Here is a 16,851-nt window from a genome sequence, read left to right as displayed (position 1 = left end):
GATGACGGAGACACAGGCGAAGTCGGGGAACAAGGGGACCTCGGCCACCCCGGCCGAGGAGGAGGCTGCGCAGGGCGGTACACCAGCTACCGGCCGTGCGGCCGTGGGCCGGGCCACGGTTCCCGCCGATGCGCCTGCCCCGAAGTTCACCCGCGCCCCCGGCATGGCGCCGCCTCCGGACAAGCCGGGCGAGGACTCGGGTTCCCGGGACTCGTCGGCCGAGACAAAGGTCGACGCGCCGACGTCGGCCAACGGTCTGGCCGCTCCGGCGGCCAAGCCCGCGAACGCCACGAGCACACAGCCGATCAAGCCACCGGCCGCGGCCGGCCGGGCCTCCACCGGTACGACCGGCACCCAGCCGCGTATCGGCGCCGGCCTGGGCACCGCGCCGAAGACGTCGCCCGACGGCGCCCGTCCGACCACCACCGGCGCCACCGGCCAGTCCCGGCCCGCGAACGGCGGGGGCCTGCCGCCGGGCGTCAGCGGCGCGGCCGCTGTCGGCGCCGCGCGCGTGGGCGAGGCGGTACGCGCCGCGCGTACCTCGGTCAGTTCGGCCGCGTCCCGCGGGCCGCGACGGGCCCGGCTGAACCTGAAGCGGATCGACCCCTGGTCCGTGATGAAGTTCGCGTTCGCGGTGTCCGTGGTGCTCTTCATCGTGGTCGTCGTGGCGACCTCGGTGCTCTACCTCGCGCTGGACGCGATGGGCGTGTTCAAGAGCGTCAACGACAGCCTGACCGACCTGGTGAACGCCGGCGGCGGCCAGGGCGGCGGCGGCTTCCGGATCACCGCCAAGGGCGTGATCCTGACGTCGGCGCTGATCGGCCTGGTCAACGTCGTGCTGTTCACCGCGCTGGCCACGCTCAGCGCATTCGTCTACAACGTCTGCGCCGACCTGGTCGGCGGGATCGAGCTGACGCTCGCCGAGCGGGACTGATTCGGTCGACGCCGGGGCGCCGCGCAAAGCGGTCGCCCCGGCGTCGTGCGTCCGGGTAGGTTCGGGGTGGCGCGGGTGCTTCCGCCACGGACCCCCCGATTTGGGCGCGGCGGAGGCGATGGGTTAACCTTGCTCGTCGCCACGCGGGGCTATAGCTCAGTCGGTTAGAGCGCAGAGCTGATAACTCTGAGGTCGCTGGTTCGATTCCAGCTAGCCCCACCGCACATCGTCCGACGGCAGTCGAGCACGAGGGGTCAAGCACATGTTCAAGAAGCTCCTGATCCTGGCCGGCATCGTCGGTGTGGCCGCCGTCGTGGCCAAGAAGGTCAAGGCCTCGAACGACGAGCGCGCCCTGTGGCACGAGGCGACCACCGCGCCCGACCTGCGCTGAGCGCCGACACGGGGCCCTAGCTCAACTGGCAGAGCACTGCCTTTGCAAGGCAGGGGTTAGGGGTTCGAGTCCCCTGGGCTCCACCACATCATCTGGCCAGGTCAGGGCCCGTGACACGTCCGGCTAGACGCTCTTGCACCGTTGACCGTTGACGGTGGGACTACCGTCGGGGGCGTGATCGTGCGTACGCGCTGGACGATCCCCCACCCGCCTGAGGTGCTGTGGCCGGCACTCTGCGACTCACGCCTCGAACTGCAGCCCCGGTGCCCGGTGTTCTACCTGGGTACGCCTCGACCGACGATGTGCCGGTTGCCCGAGGGCCCAGGCGAGGTAGACGCGGCCCGGCAGTGTGTCTCGGAGCAAGGGGTGGTGCGGCAGCGCATCACCGTATGGGAGCCACCAGCCCGGCTGGCGTTCCACATGGAGTCGACGGATCTCGGTTTCCACCGCTACGTTGACTATCTCGGGGATCTATTCGAGATGGCCCCTGCTGGCCGTGGCACGCACGTCACCCGGACCACGACGGTGACAGTCCGCGGGTTCGGCCGCGCCGTGCTCTATCCGGCGTTATGGGTCGGGTTGAAGTCGGTGCACCGCTTCGTGTTCCGCAACTGGCAGACGATGGTGTTATCGCCCCCGCGGCCGGGTGACGCTCCCTCGCCTACTAGGTGACGGCCGTCTGCCGCATATGGAGTCTCCTGACCTCCCACCACATGCTTGACGAATCCGTCCCAGCACATGCTTTACGTTTGGCCTAGATTCCGTGGTCGGCCTTGCGGGCCCGCCTGTGCTTCCAGGCGTAGATGAATGCTGCCAGGCCGATTACGGCGAGTGCGCCGGCGATGGCTGCGTGGACGGCGAGTCTGTGTTCGGCTGCGGTGATGTCGGCGGCTTGCTTCTCCAGCATCTCGGGAGTGGGGTCCTGGTAGGGCATCGAGATCCCGGACAGATCCAGGAACGGCAGGCACGGCAGCAGGCACGAGGCGATGAGCAGGAGAACCCCGGCGGTCAGCGCTAGGCGGGCACGCGACATCGCGACAGGCTCTCACAGGGGTCGTCTTCTGCGTTGACCGCCTCACGCCGTGGTCACCTTGCGGGGCCGGCTGGTTGAAAGAAATATGACGCAAGATGTCAGGTTTCGGGTGAAGCATGGGTTCATCGGTCGGCGCCGGTGAGAGGCGCGGACCACGGCGCAGATAGATGCGGAAAGACAAGGACCTCCATGCGGGAAACCCCACAAGATCTCGAAGAGCTTCAAGCCCTTCTCGACGCCTCCCTCGCGGGCTCCACCTCCCACCTCCGCTCGATAATCAACACCGAGCGCACACTGAACGCGGAGCAACTCACCCAGGTCCTCACCGGCATGTGCACCCTCGCTCTGTCCAGCGTGACGGCGAAGGGCGAGCCGCGGATCAGCGGTGTCGACGGGCACTTCCTGCGAGGCAAGTGGTACTTCGGCACGGCGCCCGACGCCGCCAAGGCGCGCCACCTCGCGGCGCGGCCCGCCGTCAGCGCCGCACACATGCGCGGTGAGGACCTCGGCGTCTTCACGCACGGCAAGGTGGAGATCCTCAACCCCCGGAACGGCGACCAGGCCACGGACTGGCCGGACGTCCTCGCGTACTTGAGGGACTTCTACGGCGACGACCTCTTCGACTGGGACAACGACGTGGTCTACTACCGGCTGCATCCGCACTGGATGGCCGTCTATGCCCCAGACTTCGCAAAGCTCACCGTGGCGTCCCAGCCCTGATCCACAGCACGGGCCAACCGATGCGCGTCCTGGACTCGCTTCGTCAGAGGTCTCGTTACCGCCTGGTCAAGGGCGACCCGTTCATCCGGTAGGCCGCGGCCGTTGTCAACACATGGGAGCAGGTGATCGCAACGTCGCCCGACGAAGAGGAGCCCAGCATGGATTGGGTCGATGACTCGAATGACGGGTAGATCACCGCCCAGGGACGCGCCATCCCTAAAGCATCGCGATCTGGCCGGGCAGTTCGGGCGGACCGGAGAGCACTGCGCGGAGCTTGTTGATCTGCGGGAACTCACTCGCTCCCGCCTCACCCCATAGGCTCCGCCACTCGGAGTCGTCGCCGAGGACCCGGTCAAGTGCTTCGATCGCCCGTTGTGGCAGGTCGTCGTCCAAGCCAAGGGATTCGCCAGCAAGCAGGAAGTCCGGCGCGTACGGCGAGGCTATCGGGTCTCCGCCGGGCATCTGGGACGCCACGATGGCCGCTGCGGCGATGGCCGAGGCGGCCTCTTCATAGTCGAGGTACCCGGTGTTCAGTGCCGCCGTTGTCAGAGCAGCACGAACCATTGCCGGCCGGGCAGGCGGCTCGGCATCGTGGAGGCCACCGCACCAGTCGGCGGCGCTGTCGTTGTCGAACGGGCCGTCATCCCAGGTGCCCATGTGCTCCTCCTTCACGTTCCCGGTGAGCGGATCATGAAGCCGAGCAGGGGCGGACGCAAGGCGCGATAGCGCTTGGCTGTAGCGCCATCCGTACAGCCAAGCCCAGCGACGATCACGACTTAGGCACTACGGTAGGCGACACGGCGAGCAGGCCAGCAGCAGTGGCCGACGACGACCGACAGCAGCCTTGATCTTTGCAAGGAAGAAGTTCGGGGTTCGAGGACCTCAGGCCGGGAACGGACGGTTGACGCGTGCGTCGGTGAGGACGGCGGTCCACCAGGCCAGTTCGGCCAGCGCGCTGGCCAGCGCCTTGTTCGTGCCGTCGGCGGGTGTGAAGCGGTTGCTGTCGTCCAGGGCTTCCCACGGGGCAGCCAATCCGAGGCAGCGTCGCGTGGTGACCATGTTCAGTTCGGCCAGGACACCGCGCAGGTGTTCGATCGCCGCGTACCCGCCCTGGACTCCGTAGGCGACGACGGTGGCCGGCTTCAGCATCCAGGCGGCGTAGTGCCAGTCGATGAGCCGCTTCAGCGATGCGGGGTAGGAGTGGTTGTACTCCGGGGTGACAAACACGAACGCGTCGGCGGCTTCGATCCGGTCGGCGACCTCGGTCCTCGGGCCGCCGCCGGGAGAAAGCCGGGTGTCGTCGGGCAGGGTGATCCCGGCGAGGTCGATCAGGTCGACGTTGACGCCACTGCTCTGCTGGAGCGCGGCGACGACCCACTCGGCGATGGTCGGGCTCATCCGCCCGTTGCGAAGGCTGGAGGCGATCACCGCGACTCGCGTCGTGGTCTGCGCGGCGGTGGTGGAGTGGTGATTGGCATGTGCTGTCGGAGCGGTCATGTCCACCACGCTGCGGGTTGAACATATGTTGAAGTCAAGCCGGATCGACGCGCATCGTCGGGGGGAAGCAACCCCTCGCGGCGTACGGTGAGGGCATGACGCTCACGAACCCGGTCGTGGCATACGCGACCGTCAGCGAGGTCGCCGCCGACAGTGGAGTGGCGCCCTCGGCGGTGCGGTTCTACGAGAAGCACGGCGTGATCAACGCGGTGCGTACCGCAGGCAACCAGCGCCGGTTCGACGAGTCCGCGGCCTGCCGCATCCATGTCGCCAAGCTCGCTCAGCGGGTCGGGTTGACGGTGCGCGAGATCGCCGAGTTGTTCTCCGCGCTTCCCGCCGACCCGGGACCCGAGGATTGGGGTCGGGTCGCCGAGCACATCGTCACCGAGGCCGAGCAGCGCGTGGCCGACCTGAAGGCCCGGCTCGAACTGCTCGGTTCGGGCGCCAGGCTCTGCGATCTGGGAGCGGCACTGGACTCCTGACGCCGCCGGCTCGGCACCCGGCTGGAGGCGCTGGACCCTGACCGCAGACGCCGCCGGAAGGCGCTACCGCCTCGTCGCGTACCTGCTCAGGGTCACGCCGCCGGGAAACGTCCGCGTCTCCACCAGGTCGAGCTTCGACCAGCCGTCCAGCGCGCCGAAGAACGGCGCGCCGGCGCCCACGAGGACCGGGTGGGTGACGATCTCGTACTCGTCGATCAGCCCGGCCCGCATGGCCGCCCCCGCGAGGGCTGCGCCACCGACCCTCATCGGGCCGCCGTCCCCGGCCTTGAGCCGGGTTATCTCGGCGATCGCGTCCCCGGTGAACAGGCGGGCGTTCCAGTCGACCTTGTCGATGGTGGAGGAGAACACCACCTTCGGCGTGTCCCGCCAGTTCCGGGCGAACTCGATCTGCGCCGGGGTGGCGCCCGGCTGCTGGTCACCGGTCGGCCAGTAGCCGCTCATGTTCTCCCACAGGCGGCGCCCGTACAGGAACAGGCTGACCGCCCGCTCCTGATCGAGCCACCACTGGAACAGTTCGTCGCTCGATTCGCCCCACCCGATGTCGTCGCCGGGCGCGGACACGTAGCCGTCCACTGTCAGGTTCATGCCGTAGATCAATTTCCGCACAGCGCATGCCTCCGTCGGTCGGTCCCGCAACACCGGACCCCGCAGGTCAGTCGTGGCGGTGACGCAGAATGTAGTCGATGTGGCGGATGGTGTCCCGGCGGTCGTACTCGCTGATCGAGTCCCACAGGTCCGCCAGCCAGTAGAGCGATCCGGACAGCATCCAGGCCCAACCGCGTACCCAGGTCGCCTCGTCGAACCCGAGCGCCTCCCGGTAGGCGGCCCGGGCGCGGGCGTCGAACAGGCTCCAGCCGGGTCGCACCTCGACGGCCGGATCGCCGCGGCCGAGACCGCCGAAGTCGATCACGCCGGTGAGCCGGCCCCGGTCGACCAGCAGGTTGCCCGCCAGCAGATCACCGTGCAGCCACACCGGCGGTCCCGGCCACTCGTCCGTCGCCATCGCCTCGTCCCACGCCGCGGTCACCGCCCGGCCGTCGATCCGGTCGCCCAGCTCCGCGATCGACCGGCGGGTCAGTTCGTCGCGCTGCACCAGGGGTACGCCGCGCTGGATCCCCTCCTTGACCGGCCCGTCCATCGGGTCGATCGCGATCATCGCCCGCACGAAGCCGGCCAGGTCGACGGCGAGGTCGACGTGATCCTGCCCGGATTGCGGGTTGTCCCCGTCGAGCCACGGGACGACGGTCCACGGCCACTGATAGTCCCCGCCGGGTCGGCCGACCGCGACCGGCACCGGCACGGGCACCGGGAGATGAGGGGCGAGCCGCGGCAGCCAGGTCGCGTCGGTGGTCACCTGGTCGACCGCCCACGGCGCCCGTGGCAGCCGTGCCGTCAGGGAGTCGCCCAGCCGGAACAGCGCGTTGTCGGTGCCGTTCAGCGGCTGCGGCACGATCGGCAGGCTCGACCATTCGGGGAACTGGTCGCTGACCAGGGCGCGTACCTGCTCCACAGTGACGACGATCTCTCCCGGACGCATCGACGCGACCGTAGGACCCGCCGGATCACACGGTCAATCGAATTCGGAGCGCGGCGTGATCCTGGTCATGAACCGATCGGTACAGAACCCTGCTACGGTTGGCTCCGAACCGAGCGGTACAAAATATGCGGAGGGGAACGAGCGATCATGGGCGCCACCACTGAGGAACTACGTGACTTCTACCTGCGGTACGTCGATCTGGCGAACAAGCGGGAGTTCGACCGCATGGCCGACTTCGCCCACGAAGAGGTGATCATGAACGGCACGCCGGTCCGGATGGCGGACATGGTGGCCGAGTTCTACAAGCACGTCGAGGCGGTGCCGGATCTGCACTGGGAGATCCAGGATCTCGTCGTCGAGGGCGACCGGATCGCCGCCCGCCTCGTCGACACCGGAACGCCCGTCAAGGAGTGGAACGGCCTGGCACCTACCGGCGTCTCGGTCTCGTTCGTCGAGACCGCCTTCTACCGGCTCCAGGACGGCAAGTTCAAGCACATGTCGTACCTGATGGACACCGACTCGGTGCGGCGGCAGCTCGCCGGCTGACCGGGGGAATCCGGAAACGCGGCGCGCCCAGCCCGATGCGACATCGAGCTGGGCGCGCCCAGGAAGCTATGCGACGAAGCGGGAACGACGTCGGCGTCCGATGACGTAGCTGGCGCCGCCGAGGAGCAGCAGCGCCCCGCCGACGCCGGCCACTGTCGCGGTGTCGGAGCCGGTCACCGGCAGGCCGCCACCCTCGCCACCACCGTCGCTGCCGGGTACGCCCACGCTGGCGGAGGGACTGAGGGGCGGCACGACTGTCGACGTGGCGCTGGGCGTCGCGGTCGGCGTGGTCGTGGGCTGAGACGGCGTCGGCGTCGGCTGGGATGCGCAGTCGAGCGCGCGAGCCTCGTACAGGCCGTTGTTCAGGTAGGCGAGGTAGGCGTCGACGGACGGGTTGTCGAGCACCTTCAGCGCGGCGGCCCGCACGTTGGGGCCGGCACCCGTCATCGTCTGGCCGATCGAGACGCGCAGAGCCGTCGCCCAGCGATTCTCCACGTTCTTGAGGTATGCGCGAAGGTCGTCCGAGGTGCCCTTCAGCCGCTCCTCGATCTCGCCCGGCAGAACGGGCAACGATTCGGCCTGCGCCTCGGCCAGGAGCCGGTAGGCCAGCAGCCGCAGCTCGGAAACGTTGGCCGTGTCCAAGTCGATGGTGACGAGCTCGCGGAAATCCTTGTACACCTTGCGTTCGACCGTCTGGCAGGCGTCGTTCAGCCCGGGCACTGCGGTCTGCGCCGCCGCGGGCGCCGCCGGAATCACAAAGGCCAGCGCCACCAGGGCGCCGGCCGGGATTTTCCATCGCATGTGGACTTTCCTCCCCGTGTAGATCAAAACATGGAGATGTTACCGGCGTCCCTTCGAAATGCAAGGAGCATTGATTGCGCTAACGGTGCAGTCGATCAACCGCCTCTCTTATCGCCGCGACCCGGCTCGCCAGTGGGCCGGCCGGCACGTCGGCGAGGTCGAATCCGGCCTCGCGATAGGTCAACTCGTGGATCCGCTCGAAGACGAGTGATTCCTCGAAGGTGATCCGGCGAGCGGCGGTCGCCTCCACGAAGCCCTGATGGCGTACGAAGAAAGCGGTTTGTTCGTAGTGGCGATTCGCCGTCATGTCCTTGATCTCGGCGAGCAGCGCGGACGGTGCGGCCCGGCCCAGATAGCGGCACAACGCCAGCGTGCAGACGGGCGAACGGTCGTGGAAGACGACCTCGCCGGCGTTCGCCGCGGCTCGGCGACGGCGCTCCCGTTGGAGATTCAGCACCCGGTCGGCGAAGCCCGGCTCACGCCACGGCTCCGGTCGTCCGAGCGCCTGGTGAAGCGCGATCACGTCGGTCGCCGCCTCCTCCACGACGGGGTACCCGTCGATCTCCAGGTGCCGGAGAATCGCTGTCTTACCGGAGCCGGGAGCGCCGGTGAGGATGTATCCGGGCATGTCGTCCTCCGAATGGCGGGCAATCCGCTTGATAGGCAAGCCGTCACTTGCCTATGGTGGGTGACGTGGGCGATCTGTACCAGGCGCTGGCCGACCACACCCGCCGCCTGATCCTCGACGAGCTGACCGAGCGCGACGGTCAGACCCTGTTCGAGATCTGCGGGCGGCTGGCCACGAAGCACCAGGTCACGTCGTCCCGGCAGGCGATCTCCCAGCACCTCGACGTCCTGGAGGCCGCCGGCCTGATCGTCACGCGGCGGCAGGGTCGCTACAAGTTCCACCACCTCGACACCCGGCCGCTGCGGGCCGTCACCGAGCGATGGCTCAGGTCCGCCGAACCCGACCAGGAGAACCCATGAGAATCAACCTCACCAGCGTGTACGTCGACGACCAGGACAAGGCCCTGCGCTTCTACACCGAGGTGCTCGGCTTCGTGCCGAAGACCGACGTCCCCACCGGCGAGTACCGCTGGCTGACGGTGGTGTCGCCGGACGCCCCGGACGGCGTGGAACTGCTGCTGGAGCCCGACGCGCACCCGGCCGCCAAGGCGTTCAAGGAGGCGCTCGCCGCCGACGGCATCCCGCTGACGCAGTTCGCGGTGGACGACGTGGCCGCCGAGCACGAGCGGCTGCGAGGCCTCGGCGTGCTGTTCACCCAGGAGCCGGTCGACATGGGCCCGGTGACCACCGCGGTGTTCGACGACACCTGCGGCAACCTGATCCAGATCGCACAGTACCGGTAGCCGGGCGCTGACGCCGCGCTGAACCGCTGGACACGATCGGTCACCCTGGCGGCATGACGGTGTGGCGGCGCCCGTACTCGCTGGACCTGGCCACCTCCGGCTCCATGGTCGTGGCGGGGCTGGCGGTCGGTTACTTCGTGCTCATCGTGTTCGGGGTCCGTAGCGGCAATCTCCTGGAACGGGAGGCAGTGGTCCTCGGAGTGTGGAACGCCGGCGTCCTCGCCGTCGCGGTCCGCCGCGCGATGCTCGGCGTCTGGGTGAGCCCCGTCGGCATACGTTCCCGTTCGCTGCTCCACACGACCACCGTGCCGTGGGCGTCGGTTGTGGATATCCACAGCGGTGCGAGTTCGATAATGGGTCTGGACATGGGACGCGACGCGATCGTCATCGAGCGGACCGACGGCGCGCCGGTGCAGACGCCGATCCAGTCCGGCGCCATCGTCCGGCCGTTCCGCCTGGAGCTGACCCGGCTGGTCACCTGGCCGGAGCACTACGACGAGATCCTCGCGAACCTGCGGGAGTGCCACCGCGAGGCCCGGCCCCCGGAGCAGCGCGCGGCGGCGAGCCCGGCGCCGGGTCCGGTCCGCGTCGACCGTCCGGACCGGACCCGGCCGCCCGCGCCGAGCGCCGGGCGGCGGCGTGACATCCACGCGCTGACCCGGCAGTACGAGCGCGGGGTGCTGACCGACGCCGAGTACGCGGCCGAGTTGGCGCGGCTGCGGGGTGACGAGTAGGCGTCAGGCGAGCCGGTCGAGCAGTTCGCGGCTGCGGCTCACCACGAGCGCGGTCGCCTCGGCGTCGTACGAGGGCAGCGAGCTGTCGGTGAACAGGTGCCGGTCGCCGGGGTAGACGTACAGCTCGCCGCGTTCGGGGCCGACGATCGACACCAGCTCGCGGGCGGCGTCCACGTCGCCTTCCAGCCCGAAGAACGGGTCCTGCTCCATGCCGTGCACCTGTACCGCCACGTCGTCGGGCCAGGGGCCGATCGCCCACTCACCGGTCACCGGGAGGCAGGCTTCGTAGAGCAGGGCGGCCCGGGCGCCGGGCCGGGTCTGGGCGAGCCGCTGGGCGATGGCGGCGCCCCAGGAGACACCCGCGTGGACGAGGTCGGCGGGCAGGTCGGCGACGACCGCGTCGGCGCGCTGGTCGAGGACGTCGCCGCCGATGCGCTTGACCAGCGCGGCGCCGTCGGAGATGGTGGCCGGCCGTTCGCCGTCGAATAAGTCCGGGGTGTGCACGGTGTGTCCGCCGGCGCGCAGGGAGTCGGCGAGGGCGCGTACGCCGTCGGTGAGCCCTTGAATGTGGTGGAAGAGCACGATCTCGGCCATCACTACACTCCTGAGTTGTCAGACCAGAGTTATCGAACGAACCAGAATCTTAGAACGGTCGAGAAATGTCGGTCAATCAGCGGATCCCGGACTACGACCTCGAGGACCTGCTCGTGGTCACCGCCCCGGAGCAGTTGCGCGCGCTCGCCGACCCGCTGCGCAGCACGCTCCTGGAACTGCTCCTGGAACGCGCCGCCACGGTGAACGAGCTGGCCCGCGCGGTCGACCGGCCGAAGAGCAGCGTCGCGTACCACGTGAACCAACTGGTGGACGCCGGGCTGCTGCGCGTGGTGCGGACCCGGCGGGTACGCGCCATCGAAGAGCGGTTCTACGGGCGTGTCGCCCGCACCTTCTACGTCGGCACGCTCACCCGGACAGAGGACAAGCAGGTCGTGTCCCGGATCAACGGCCTCGCCGAGGCGGCAGCTGAAGCGGCCGCCGCGCACGCCGCCGACGAACTGCGGTGCACGCTCGTGCACGCGCGCATCCCGATCGAGGACGTCCGCGAATTCTGGGCGGAGGTGCAGGCGCTGGCCCGGCGGTTCGCGCAGATCCCCCGCGCCGGGGACCAGGTGTACGGCTTCGCCGCCGGCCTCTACCCCACGGACGCGCCCACGCTCCCCGACACGGACCCCGGGTAACGCCACCCGACGGGGTCTTGCCGGGGCGGCGAAGAGAGCAGGCTAGCGTCGGAAGCGTGAGCACCGGATCCCCGCGCGTCCTGCCGGCCGAGCGCGGCATCGACGAGGCCGCCGCCGTTCTGCGCGCCGGCGGGCTGGTCGCCTTTCCCACCGAAACCGTCTACGGCCTGGGCGCCAACGCGCTCGACGCGCGGGCGGCGGCCCGGATCTTCGAGGCCAAGGCGCGGCCCAGCTTCGACCCGCTGATCAGCCACCTGGCCGACGCCGCCGACCTGGCCGCGCTGGTGGGCGAGGTGCCGGCGGCGGTGGCCGAGCTGGCGAAGCGCTTCTGGCCCGGCCCGCTCACCCTGATCGTGGACCGACCGGAGATCATCCCGCCGATCGTCACCTCCGGCCTGGACACCATGGCGGTACGCGTACCGGACGAGCCGTCGGCGCGGGCGCTGATCGCGGCGGCCGGCGTGCCGGTGGCCGCGCCGAGCGCGAACCGGTTCGGCCAGCTCAGCCCGACACGCGCCGAGCATGTGGTGGCCGGGCTGGGCGGCGCCGTGGACGTGGTGCTCGACGGCGGGCCCACCCGGTGCGGCATCGAGTCGACGATCGTGGACGCGCGCGGCGACCGGCCGGTGGTGCTGCGGCTGGGCGCGCTGCCGGTCGAGGCGATCATCGAGGCGGTCGGCCCGGTCGAGGTGCGCCAGGGCAGCTCCGGTCAGCCCGTCGCGCCCGGGACGCTGGCCGCGCACTACGCCCCGCGTACCCCGTTGCGGTTGGGCGCGGCGGCCGAGCCCGGCGGCGGCCGGCGGGGGTTCCTGGCCTTCCGGGAGCCACCGGCGGACGGCGACTGGGCGGCGGTGGAGGTGCTGTCGCCCGACGGCGACGTGACCGCGGCGGCGGCGCGACTGTTCGACGCGCTGCACCGGCTGGACGCGGCCGGGGTGACCGAGATCGTCGCCGAGCCGGTGCCGGACACCGGAGTGGGCCGCGCGATAAACGACCGGCTGCGCCGGGCCGCCGCCACCTGGCACTAGAACTGTTCCGCGTCGGGACGCCCGTGCGAGCCGGGCTGCGGCATGCGGTCCATCAGCTTGGTGAGCGTGCCGTTGGCGAACGTCGCGCCGAGCGCCGAGCCGGTGGCGATTGCCCAGCCCACGGGGCCCATCGGGGTGCAGCCGAAGAACTGGCTGACACCAGGCGTCTGCACCACCGCGACCAGCGCGCCCACCGACGCGGCGGTGGCGGCGAGCACGCTGGGGCTGGTGCCGCCGGCCAGTACGGTCTGGCCGAGCTGAGTGCCGATCAGGGACGCCAGCGCGACGGTGCTGGCCCGCCGCTGGGTGCCGGTCCACCTGGCGATCGTCCAGCCGGCGGTCGCGCCCAGCGTGGTCGACGCCGCCCGCAGCCCGATCTCCCGGGTCATGGTCACACCGAGCGAGGAGTCCGGACCCTCGCGTAGCAGGTGGTCGGCGCGGTCGTCGGCCGGCGGCCGTACCGCGATGGCGAGCGCCGGCGCGAGATCGGTGAGCAGGTTGACCAGCAGCAGTTGCCGGCCGTTCAGGGCGGAGCGGCCGGTCGCGGCGGCGCTGAGCACGCTGAACGCGATCTCGCCGAGGTTGCCGCCGACCAGGATGCTGAGCGCGTGCCGCACCGACGACCACATGGCCCGGCCCTCGACCAGCGTGGCGATGATCGTCTCCAGCCGGTCGTCGGTGACCACCAGGTCGGCGGCGGCGCGGGCGGCTGGTGTGCCCCGTTGACCGAGCGCGATACCGACGTCGGCGAGCCGGATCGCCGGGGCGTCGTTGGCGCCGTCACCTGTCATCGCGACGGTCCGGTCCTGGCGCTGCAAAGCCTGGATGATCCGTACCTTGTGCGCCGGCGTGCAGCGCGCCACCACGTCGGTGGCCATCAGGCGCTCGGCGAGCGCGGCGTCGTCCAGCCGGTCCAGGTCGGTGGCGGTGACGACGCGCTGGCCGCCGTCCTCCGGGCTGATCGTGGCGGCGATCGCCTCGGCGGTGGCCGGGTGATCGCCGGTGATCATGACGGTGTGTACGCCGGCGGCACGGATCCGGGCCACCGCCGGCCGGGCGCTGTCCCGGACCCCGTCGGCGAGCGTCAGGAAACCCACGAAGACCAGCCCGTTCACCTGCTCGTCGCTGACCTGCTCGGTGGAGACCCGGCACTCGGCCACGGCGAGAATGCGGTGCCCGGCCCCGGCCCGCCCGGCCAGCATGGCCTGCACCTCCTCGCGCCCCGCCGCATCGAGCGGCCGGTCCCCCTCGGCGGTGCGCCGCGACGCGCAGCGCGGCAGCACCGACTCGGGGGCGCCCTTCACGCTCAGCAGCAGCCCGCCGGAGGAGCGGCCGACAGCGGCGCTGTAGCCCCGGGACGGCTCGAACGGCAGCCCGGCGGTGGCGGTCCACTCCGCGGCGCCGGTCCGCTCGGTCACCCCGGCGGCGTCCGCGCCGTGGCGTACCGCCCGGTCGGTCTGCTGCGGCAACTCGTCCGGGTCGGCGGCGGACGGGGTGGCCCGCACCGCGGCGGCCAGCGTCGACCGCAGCGGCTCGTCCAGTTCGCCCAGCACGGCGTACCGGCCGTCACCGGTGCCCACCCCGGCCAGCAGCAGCTTTCCCTCGGTGAGCGTGCCGGTCTTGTCGAAGCAGAGCACGTCGACGCGGCCCAGCGCCTCGATGGTCCGGGGGTTGCGGACCAGGGCGCCGTGCTCGGCCAGCCGCCGCGCCGCCGCCAGCTGCGCGGCGCTGACCAGGAACGGCAACCCCTCCGGCACCGACGCCACGGCCAGGTTCGCGGCGGTCGCCGCCGTTTCGGCGAGGGGTACGCCCCGAAGCAGCCCCGCACCGGCCACCGAGATCGCCGAGGCGGCCGCCAGCGGTACGGCGCTGCTGGTCAGCTTGCCCAGCCGCGCCTCCACACCACTTGCGGGCGGGGCCTGCCGGGCCATCGCGAGGCTCCGCCCGGACTCGGTCTCCGCGCCGGTGGCCACCACCACAGCGGTGCCGTGCCCGGCGGCCACTGTGGTGCCCTCGAACAGCATCGAGTGCCGCTCGGCGATGGCCGCCGCGACCACCGGATCGGGGCTCTTCGCCACCGGCAGCGACTCACCGGTCAGTGACGACTCGTCCGCCTCCAGCCCGTCACTCGTCAGCACCCGGCAGTCGGCCGGTACGGCGTCCCCGGAGCTGATCGTGATCACGTCGCCGCGTACCAGCTCCTCGGCGGGCACCACCCGTTCCGCGCCGTCGCGCAGCACCCGGGCGGTGACCGCCGAGCGGGACAGCAGCTCGGCCAGCGACCGTTCGGTGTTGCGCTGGTGCACCGCGCCGACCAGCGCCGACCCGCCCACCACGCCGCCGACCAGCGCCGCGTCGACGAGTGAGCCGAACGCGGCGGAGAGCACCGCACCGGCGGCCAGCACCGGGGTGAGCGGGTTGGACAGCTCCTCGACGAACGAGCGGAGCAGCCCGGCCGGACCGTGCTCGTCGCCGACCTCGACGCGCCGCCGCCGGGTCGCCTCGCTCTCGGTCAGCCCGGACGCGTCGGTGCCGAGCTGTTCGAGGACGGTCTCCACCGGCATGAGATGCCAGGCGCTGAGCGCGGGCACCGGTACGCCGGTGCGGTCCGGCAGCCGGTGCGCCCGGAACACGCCGTGCGCGAACGCGAGCGCCGCCGCGCCGTTCACCGCCGCGAGCGTCGGGCGGGGCAGCCGCCGACGGTCGGCGGTGAATGCTCCGAGCGCGCCGAGCCCGGTGCCGGCCATGGCGATCCGGATGTTCTGCTCGGTCATCCGGCGGGCCACCCCGGCCGCGTCGATGAGCAGTGCCGGTACCCGCAGGTCGTCGCCGACCAGCAGGTGCGCGCCCCAGGGCGGCAGGTCCTCCGGGCCGTACACGCCGAGGCCGCAGTCCGAGGCGGCGAGCGCCGACCGCTCGCCGGAGACCACCATCACCACCGCGCCCTCGCGTTGCAGGTCGTGCACCGCGCCGGCGAGCCGGGCGCCACCGGGTACGAGCAGGTCGGCGAAGTCGTACCGGCCGTCGTCCGCGCCGCCGACCACGAGCCGCAGGCCCGCCTGCCGGGCGGCCGACGCCAGCGCGTCCACGCCCGGTGCGGGCTCGGGCTCTACCCGCAGTACGGCGGCGAGCCGGCCGTTCTCGGCCAGCCCGAGCAGCCGTCCACCGTCGGCGCGCAGCCGCGCGCTGTCCGCGGTGTCCCCGGGATCGTCGGCGCCGAGCCGGTCCAGCGGGCCGATCCGCCAGCCGTCGGCGGCGCGTACCGCGTCCGGCTCGGCCGGGTCGAACAGCGCGAACGCCCGGGCGGCGACCTGCCCGGTGTCGGCGTCGGCCAGCGGCGCCAGGTCGGCCAGCACCCCCCGGTCCGAACCGAGCACCGCCGCGTCCAGCACCACCGTGTCGATCCGGTCCAGCTCACGCAGCACGCTGCGGTCCATCGCGATCACGCCGCGCCGAGCGAGCATCCGGCCCAGTTGGGCGCCGTAACCCTCGCGGCCGGAACCGGGCGCCTTCGGCAGCGAGGACAGTGCCAGCGCGGCGGCCCGCTTGGGTCCCAGCACCGGCAGCGCCGCCGCTCCGGCGACCGCGCCGGCCGGGAGTACCCGCTTGGCGTAGCGCTCCGGCTGCCCGTCCGGCACCGGGCACGGCCGCTCGCCGTCCGGCACCCGGGCCACAGCCCGTTCCGGGTCACCGGTCAGGTGTGGCTCGGCCCGCCGCCACGCGGCCAGTTGAGCGGCCCCCTCGCCCCACTGCACGACGCGCTGCGCGCCGTCCAGCACGATCCCGGCCCAGCCGCCGGTGAGACCCTGCACCACCGCCTCGGCCAGCGGGAACAGCACCTCGGCGCGCGGGTCGGCGCGGATGCCCAGCCCGGCCAGCGCGTGCAGCTTCGGGTGCAGGTCGACAGCGCCGAGCAGCCCGGCGACCTCGGCCGGAACGGGGGTGAGCGGCAGCACCCGGGTGGCGGCGGAGATGCCCAGTCCGAGCACGTCGGACAGCAGCGCGCCGAACGTGCGCGCGGTACGCGGGCCGTCCTCGGGCGGCTGCGGCGGCTCGATCTCCGGGTCCGGCTCGTACGGGCAGGTCTGCTCGACGCGGGCCACTGTGGCGATCAGATCGCGCAGTTTCGGCGCCGGCTCCCCGGTCGCCACCACCACCCGGCCGGACGGCGCGTTCACCCGCGCCCAGGTCACGCCCGGCATCGACTCCAGCGCCGCCTCGACCTGACGGGCGAGCCGGTCGCCGCCGTCCTGGCAGACGCCGTGCACCTCGATGTGGTGGCGGCCGTCCTGCGACCACACCCGGCGGCTGGTCAGCCCGGTGAGCCGGGCCAGCCGGGCGGCGGCCGTACCCACGCTTCCCGCGACCTCGGAGACCTTGGTGGGTACGACCGTCGGGGACAGCAGGAGGCCGGCGAAGCGTCCCAGCGCCATCTCGCCTCCCGGTCTCGTCCCGGCGGCCCGACTTCCCGGCGCGGCGTCCGTTATGCCACCCGGACGGCAGAAGTTCGGGGTCCGGTCGT

General features: G+C 71.5%; 20 protein-coding genes and 2 tRNA genes. 13 read left to right on the top strand and 9 right to left on the bottom strand.

Features of this window, described 5'->3' with window-relative positions:
* The first annotated feature begins 1 nt into the window (after position 1).
* The 5 genes from O7542_RS26025 to O7542_RS26005 all read left to right on the top strand — a co-directional run bounded on the left by O7542_RS26025 (position 2) and on the right by O7542_RS26005 (position 1,997).
* Positions 2–934 carry a DUF3566 domain-containing protein gene (locus tag O7542_RS26025; protein ID WP_043327671.1) on the top strand — a complete coding sequence of 311 codons (933 nt, stop codon included), beginning with the start codon at positions 2–4 and terminating at the stop codon, positions 932–934.
* A gap of 145 nt (positions 935–1,079) precedes the next feature.
* Positions 1,080–1,153, top strand: a tRNA-Ile gene (locus O7542_RS26020).
* A gap of 43 nt (positions 1,154–1,196) precedes the next feature.
* On the top strand, positions 1,197–1,325 hold the full coding sequence (locus O7542_RS26015) for a DLW-39 family protein (protein ID WP_013283222.1): 129 nt from the start codon (positions 1,197–1,199) through the stop codon (positions 1,323–1,325).
* Between the two features lie 10 nt (positions 1,326–1,335).
* Positions 1,336–1,411 (top strand) — tRNA-Ala (locus O7542_RS26010).
* An 88-nt stretch (positions 1,412–1,499) separates the two neighbouring features.
* Positions 1,500–1,997 carry an SRPBCC family protein gene (locus tag O7542_RS26005; protein ID WP_274477057.1) on the top strand — a complete coding sequence of 166 codons (498 nt, stop codon included), beginning with the start codon at positions 1,500–1,502 and terminating at the stop codon, positions 1,995–1,997.
* Positions 1,998–2,079: 82 nt separating this feature from the next.
* Here O7542_RS26005 and O7542_RS26000 read toward each other — a convergent pair whose 3' ends face one another.
* The gene (locus tag O7542_RS26000) at positions 2,080–2,358 is read right to left on the bottom strand and encodes a hypothetical protein (protein WP_064448033.1); all 279 of its coding nucleotides are present in this window, start codon (positions 2,356–2,358) and stop codon (positions 2,080–2,082) included.
* Between the two features lie 189 nt (positions 2,359–2,547).
* Here O7542_RS26000 and O7542_RS25995 point away from each other — a divergent pair, with 189 nt between their 5' ends.
* A complete protein-coding gene (locus tag O7542_RS25995; RefSeq protein WP_281605345.1) occupies positions 2,548–3,078 on the top strand; it encodes a pyridoxamine 5'-phosphate oxidase family protein in 531 nt (176 codons plus the stop codon).
* Between the two features lie 216 nt (positions 3,079–3,294).
* Here the strand turns inward: O7542_RS25995 and O7542_RS25990 are convergent, their stop codons facing one another.
* Positions 3,295–3,735: a DUF4259 domain-containing protein gene (locus O7542_RS25990; protein ID WP_281605344.1), complete on the bottom strand. Its 441-nt coding sequence runs from the start codon at positions 3,733–3,735 to the stop codon at positions 3,295–3,297.
* A 225-nt stretch (positions 3,736–3,960) separates the two neighbouring features.
* A complete protein-coding gene (locus O7542_RS25985; protein ID WP_166456804.1) occupies positions 3,961–4,575 on the bottom strand; it encodes an NAD(P)H-dependent oxidoreductase in 615 nt (204 codons plus the stop codon).
* A gap of 95 nt (positions 4,576–4,670) precedes the next feature.
* Between O7542_RS25985 and O7542_RS25980 the strand changes: the two genes are divergently transcribed.
* The gene (locus O7542_RS25980) at positions 4,671–5,057 is read left to right on the top strand and encodes a MerR family transcriptional regulator (protein WP_064448031.1); all 387 of its coding nucleotides are present in this window, start codon (positions 4,671–4,673) and stop codon (positions 5,055–5,057) included.
* 63 nt (positions 5,058–5,120) lie between these two features.
* On the opposite strand, the gene O7542_RS25975 is transcribed toward O7542_RS25980, so the two are convergent.
* Entirely contained in the window at positions 5,121–5,684 is a 564-nt protein-coding gene (locus tag O7542_RS25975; protein WP_210883965.1) for a dihydrofolate reductase family protein, read from the bottom strand.
* Positions 5,685–5,730: 46 nt separating this feature from the next.
* Complete coding sequence (locus tag O7542_RS25970; RefSeq protein ID WP_281605343.1) at positions 5,731–6,615, bottom strand: aminoglycoside phosphotransferase family protein; 885 nt, start codon at positions 6,613–6,615, stop codon at positions 5,731–5,733.
* A 147-nt stretch (positions 6,616–6,762) separates the two neighbouring features.
* On the opposite strand from O7542_RS25970, the gene O7542_RS25965 reads away from it, so the two are divergent.
* A complete protein-coding gene (locus O7542_RS25965; RefSeq protein ID WP_281605342.1) occupies positions 6,763–7,161 on the top strand; it encodes an ester cyclase in 399 nt (132 codons plus the stop codon).
* Between the two features lie 66 nt (positions 7,162–7,227).
* Here the strand turns inward: O7542_RS25965 and O7542_RS25960 are convergent, their stop codons facing one another.
* The gene (locus tag O7542_RS25960) at positions 7,228–7,962 is read right to left on the bottom strand and encodes an LPXTG cell wall anchor domain-containing protein (protein ID WP_281605341.1); all 735 of its coding nucleotides are present in this window, start codon (positions 7,960–7,962) and stop codon (positions 7,228–7,230) included.
* 79 nt (positions 7,963–8,041) lie between these two features.
* Entirely contained in the window at positions 8,042–8,590 is a 549-nt protein-coding gene (locus O7542_RS25955; protein WP_281605340.1) for an AAA family ATPase, read from the bottom strand.
* Positions 8,591–8,643: 53 nt separating this feature from the next.
* On the opposite strand from O7542_RS25955, the gene O7542_RS25950 reads away from it, so the two are divergent.
* From O7542_RS25950 to O7542_RS25940, 3 genes are read left to right on the top strand one after another with little or no spacing between them, the layout of a single operon-like run.
* On the top strand, positions 8,644–8,949 hold the full coding sequence (locus tag O7542_RS25950) for a helix-turn-helix domain-containing protein (RefSeq protein WP_113972322.1): 306 nt from the start codon (positions 8,644–8,646) through the stop codon (positions 8,947–8,949).
* A complete protein-coding gene (locus O7542_RS25945) occupies positions 8,946–9,332 on the top strand; it encodes a VOC family protein (RefSeq protein WP_030499526.1) in 387 nt (128 codons plus the stop codon). The genes O7542_RS25950 and O7542_RS25945 overlap by 4 nt, the downstream gene beginning before the upstream one ends.
* A 53-nt stretch (positions 9,333–9,385) precedes the next feature.
* Positions 9,386–10,066, top strand: coding sequence for a hypothetical protein (locus O7542_RS25940; protein WP_281605339.1), 681 nt, complete (start codon positions 9,386–9,388; stop codon positions 10,064–10,066).
* A 3-nt stretch (positions 10,067–10,069) separates the two neighbouring features.
* Here the strand turns inward: O7542_RS25940 and O7542_RS25935 are convergent, their stop codons facing one another.
* Positions 10,070–10,660, bottom strand: coding sequence for a dienelactone hydrolase family protein (locus O7542_RS25935; RefSeq protein ID WP_281605338.1), 591 nt, complete (start codon positions 10,658–10,660; stop codon positions 10,070–10,072).
* A 65-nt stretch (positions 10,661–10,725) separates the two neighbouring features.
* Between O7542_RS25935 and O7542_RS25930 the strand changes: the two genes are divergently transcribed.
* Both O7542_RS25930 and O7542_RS25925 read left to right on the top strand, forming a co-directional pair.
* Positions 10,726–11,301 (top strand): helix-turn-helix domain-containing protein, encoded by a 576-nt coding sequence (locus O7542_RS25930; RefSeq protein WP_210869886.1) that lies wholly within the window; start codon positions 10,726–10,728, stop codon positions 11,299–11,301.
* An 80-nt stretch (positions 11,302–11,381) separates the two neighbouring features.
* Complete coding sequence (locus O7542_RS25925; RefSeq protein WP_043330800.1) at positions 11,382–12,329, top strand: L-threonylcarbamoyladenylate synthase; 948 nt, start codon at positions 11,382–11,384, stop codon at positions 12,327–12,329.
* On the opposite strand, the gene O7542_RS25920 is transcribed toward O7542_RS25925, so the two are convergent.
* Positions 12,326–16,762 (bottom strand): HAD-IC family P-type ATPase, encoded by a 4,437-nt coding sequence (locus tag O7542_RS25920; RefSeq protein WP_281605337.1) that lies wholly within the window; start codon positions 16,760–16,762, stop codon positions 12,326–12,328. The two genes, O7542_RS25925 and O7542_RS25920, sit on opposite strands and share 4 nt — an antisense overlap.
* Positions 16,763–16,851: the final 89 nt, after the last annotated feature.

This window comes from Micromonospora sp. WMMC264 (genome assembly GCF_027497275.1).
GTDB classification, from domain to species: Bacteria; Actinomycetota; Actinomycetes; order Mycobacteriales; family Micromonosporaceae; genus Micromonospora; species Micromonospora chalcea.
Note: the sequence above shows the minus strand (reverse complement) of the source record. Positions and strands in the feature narration are given on the sequence as shown.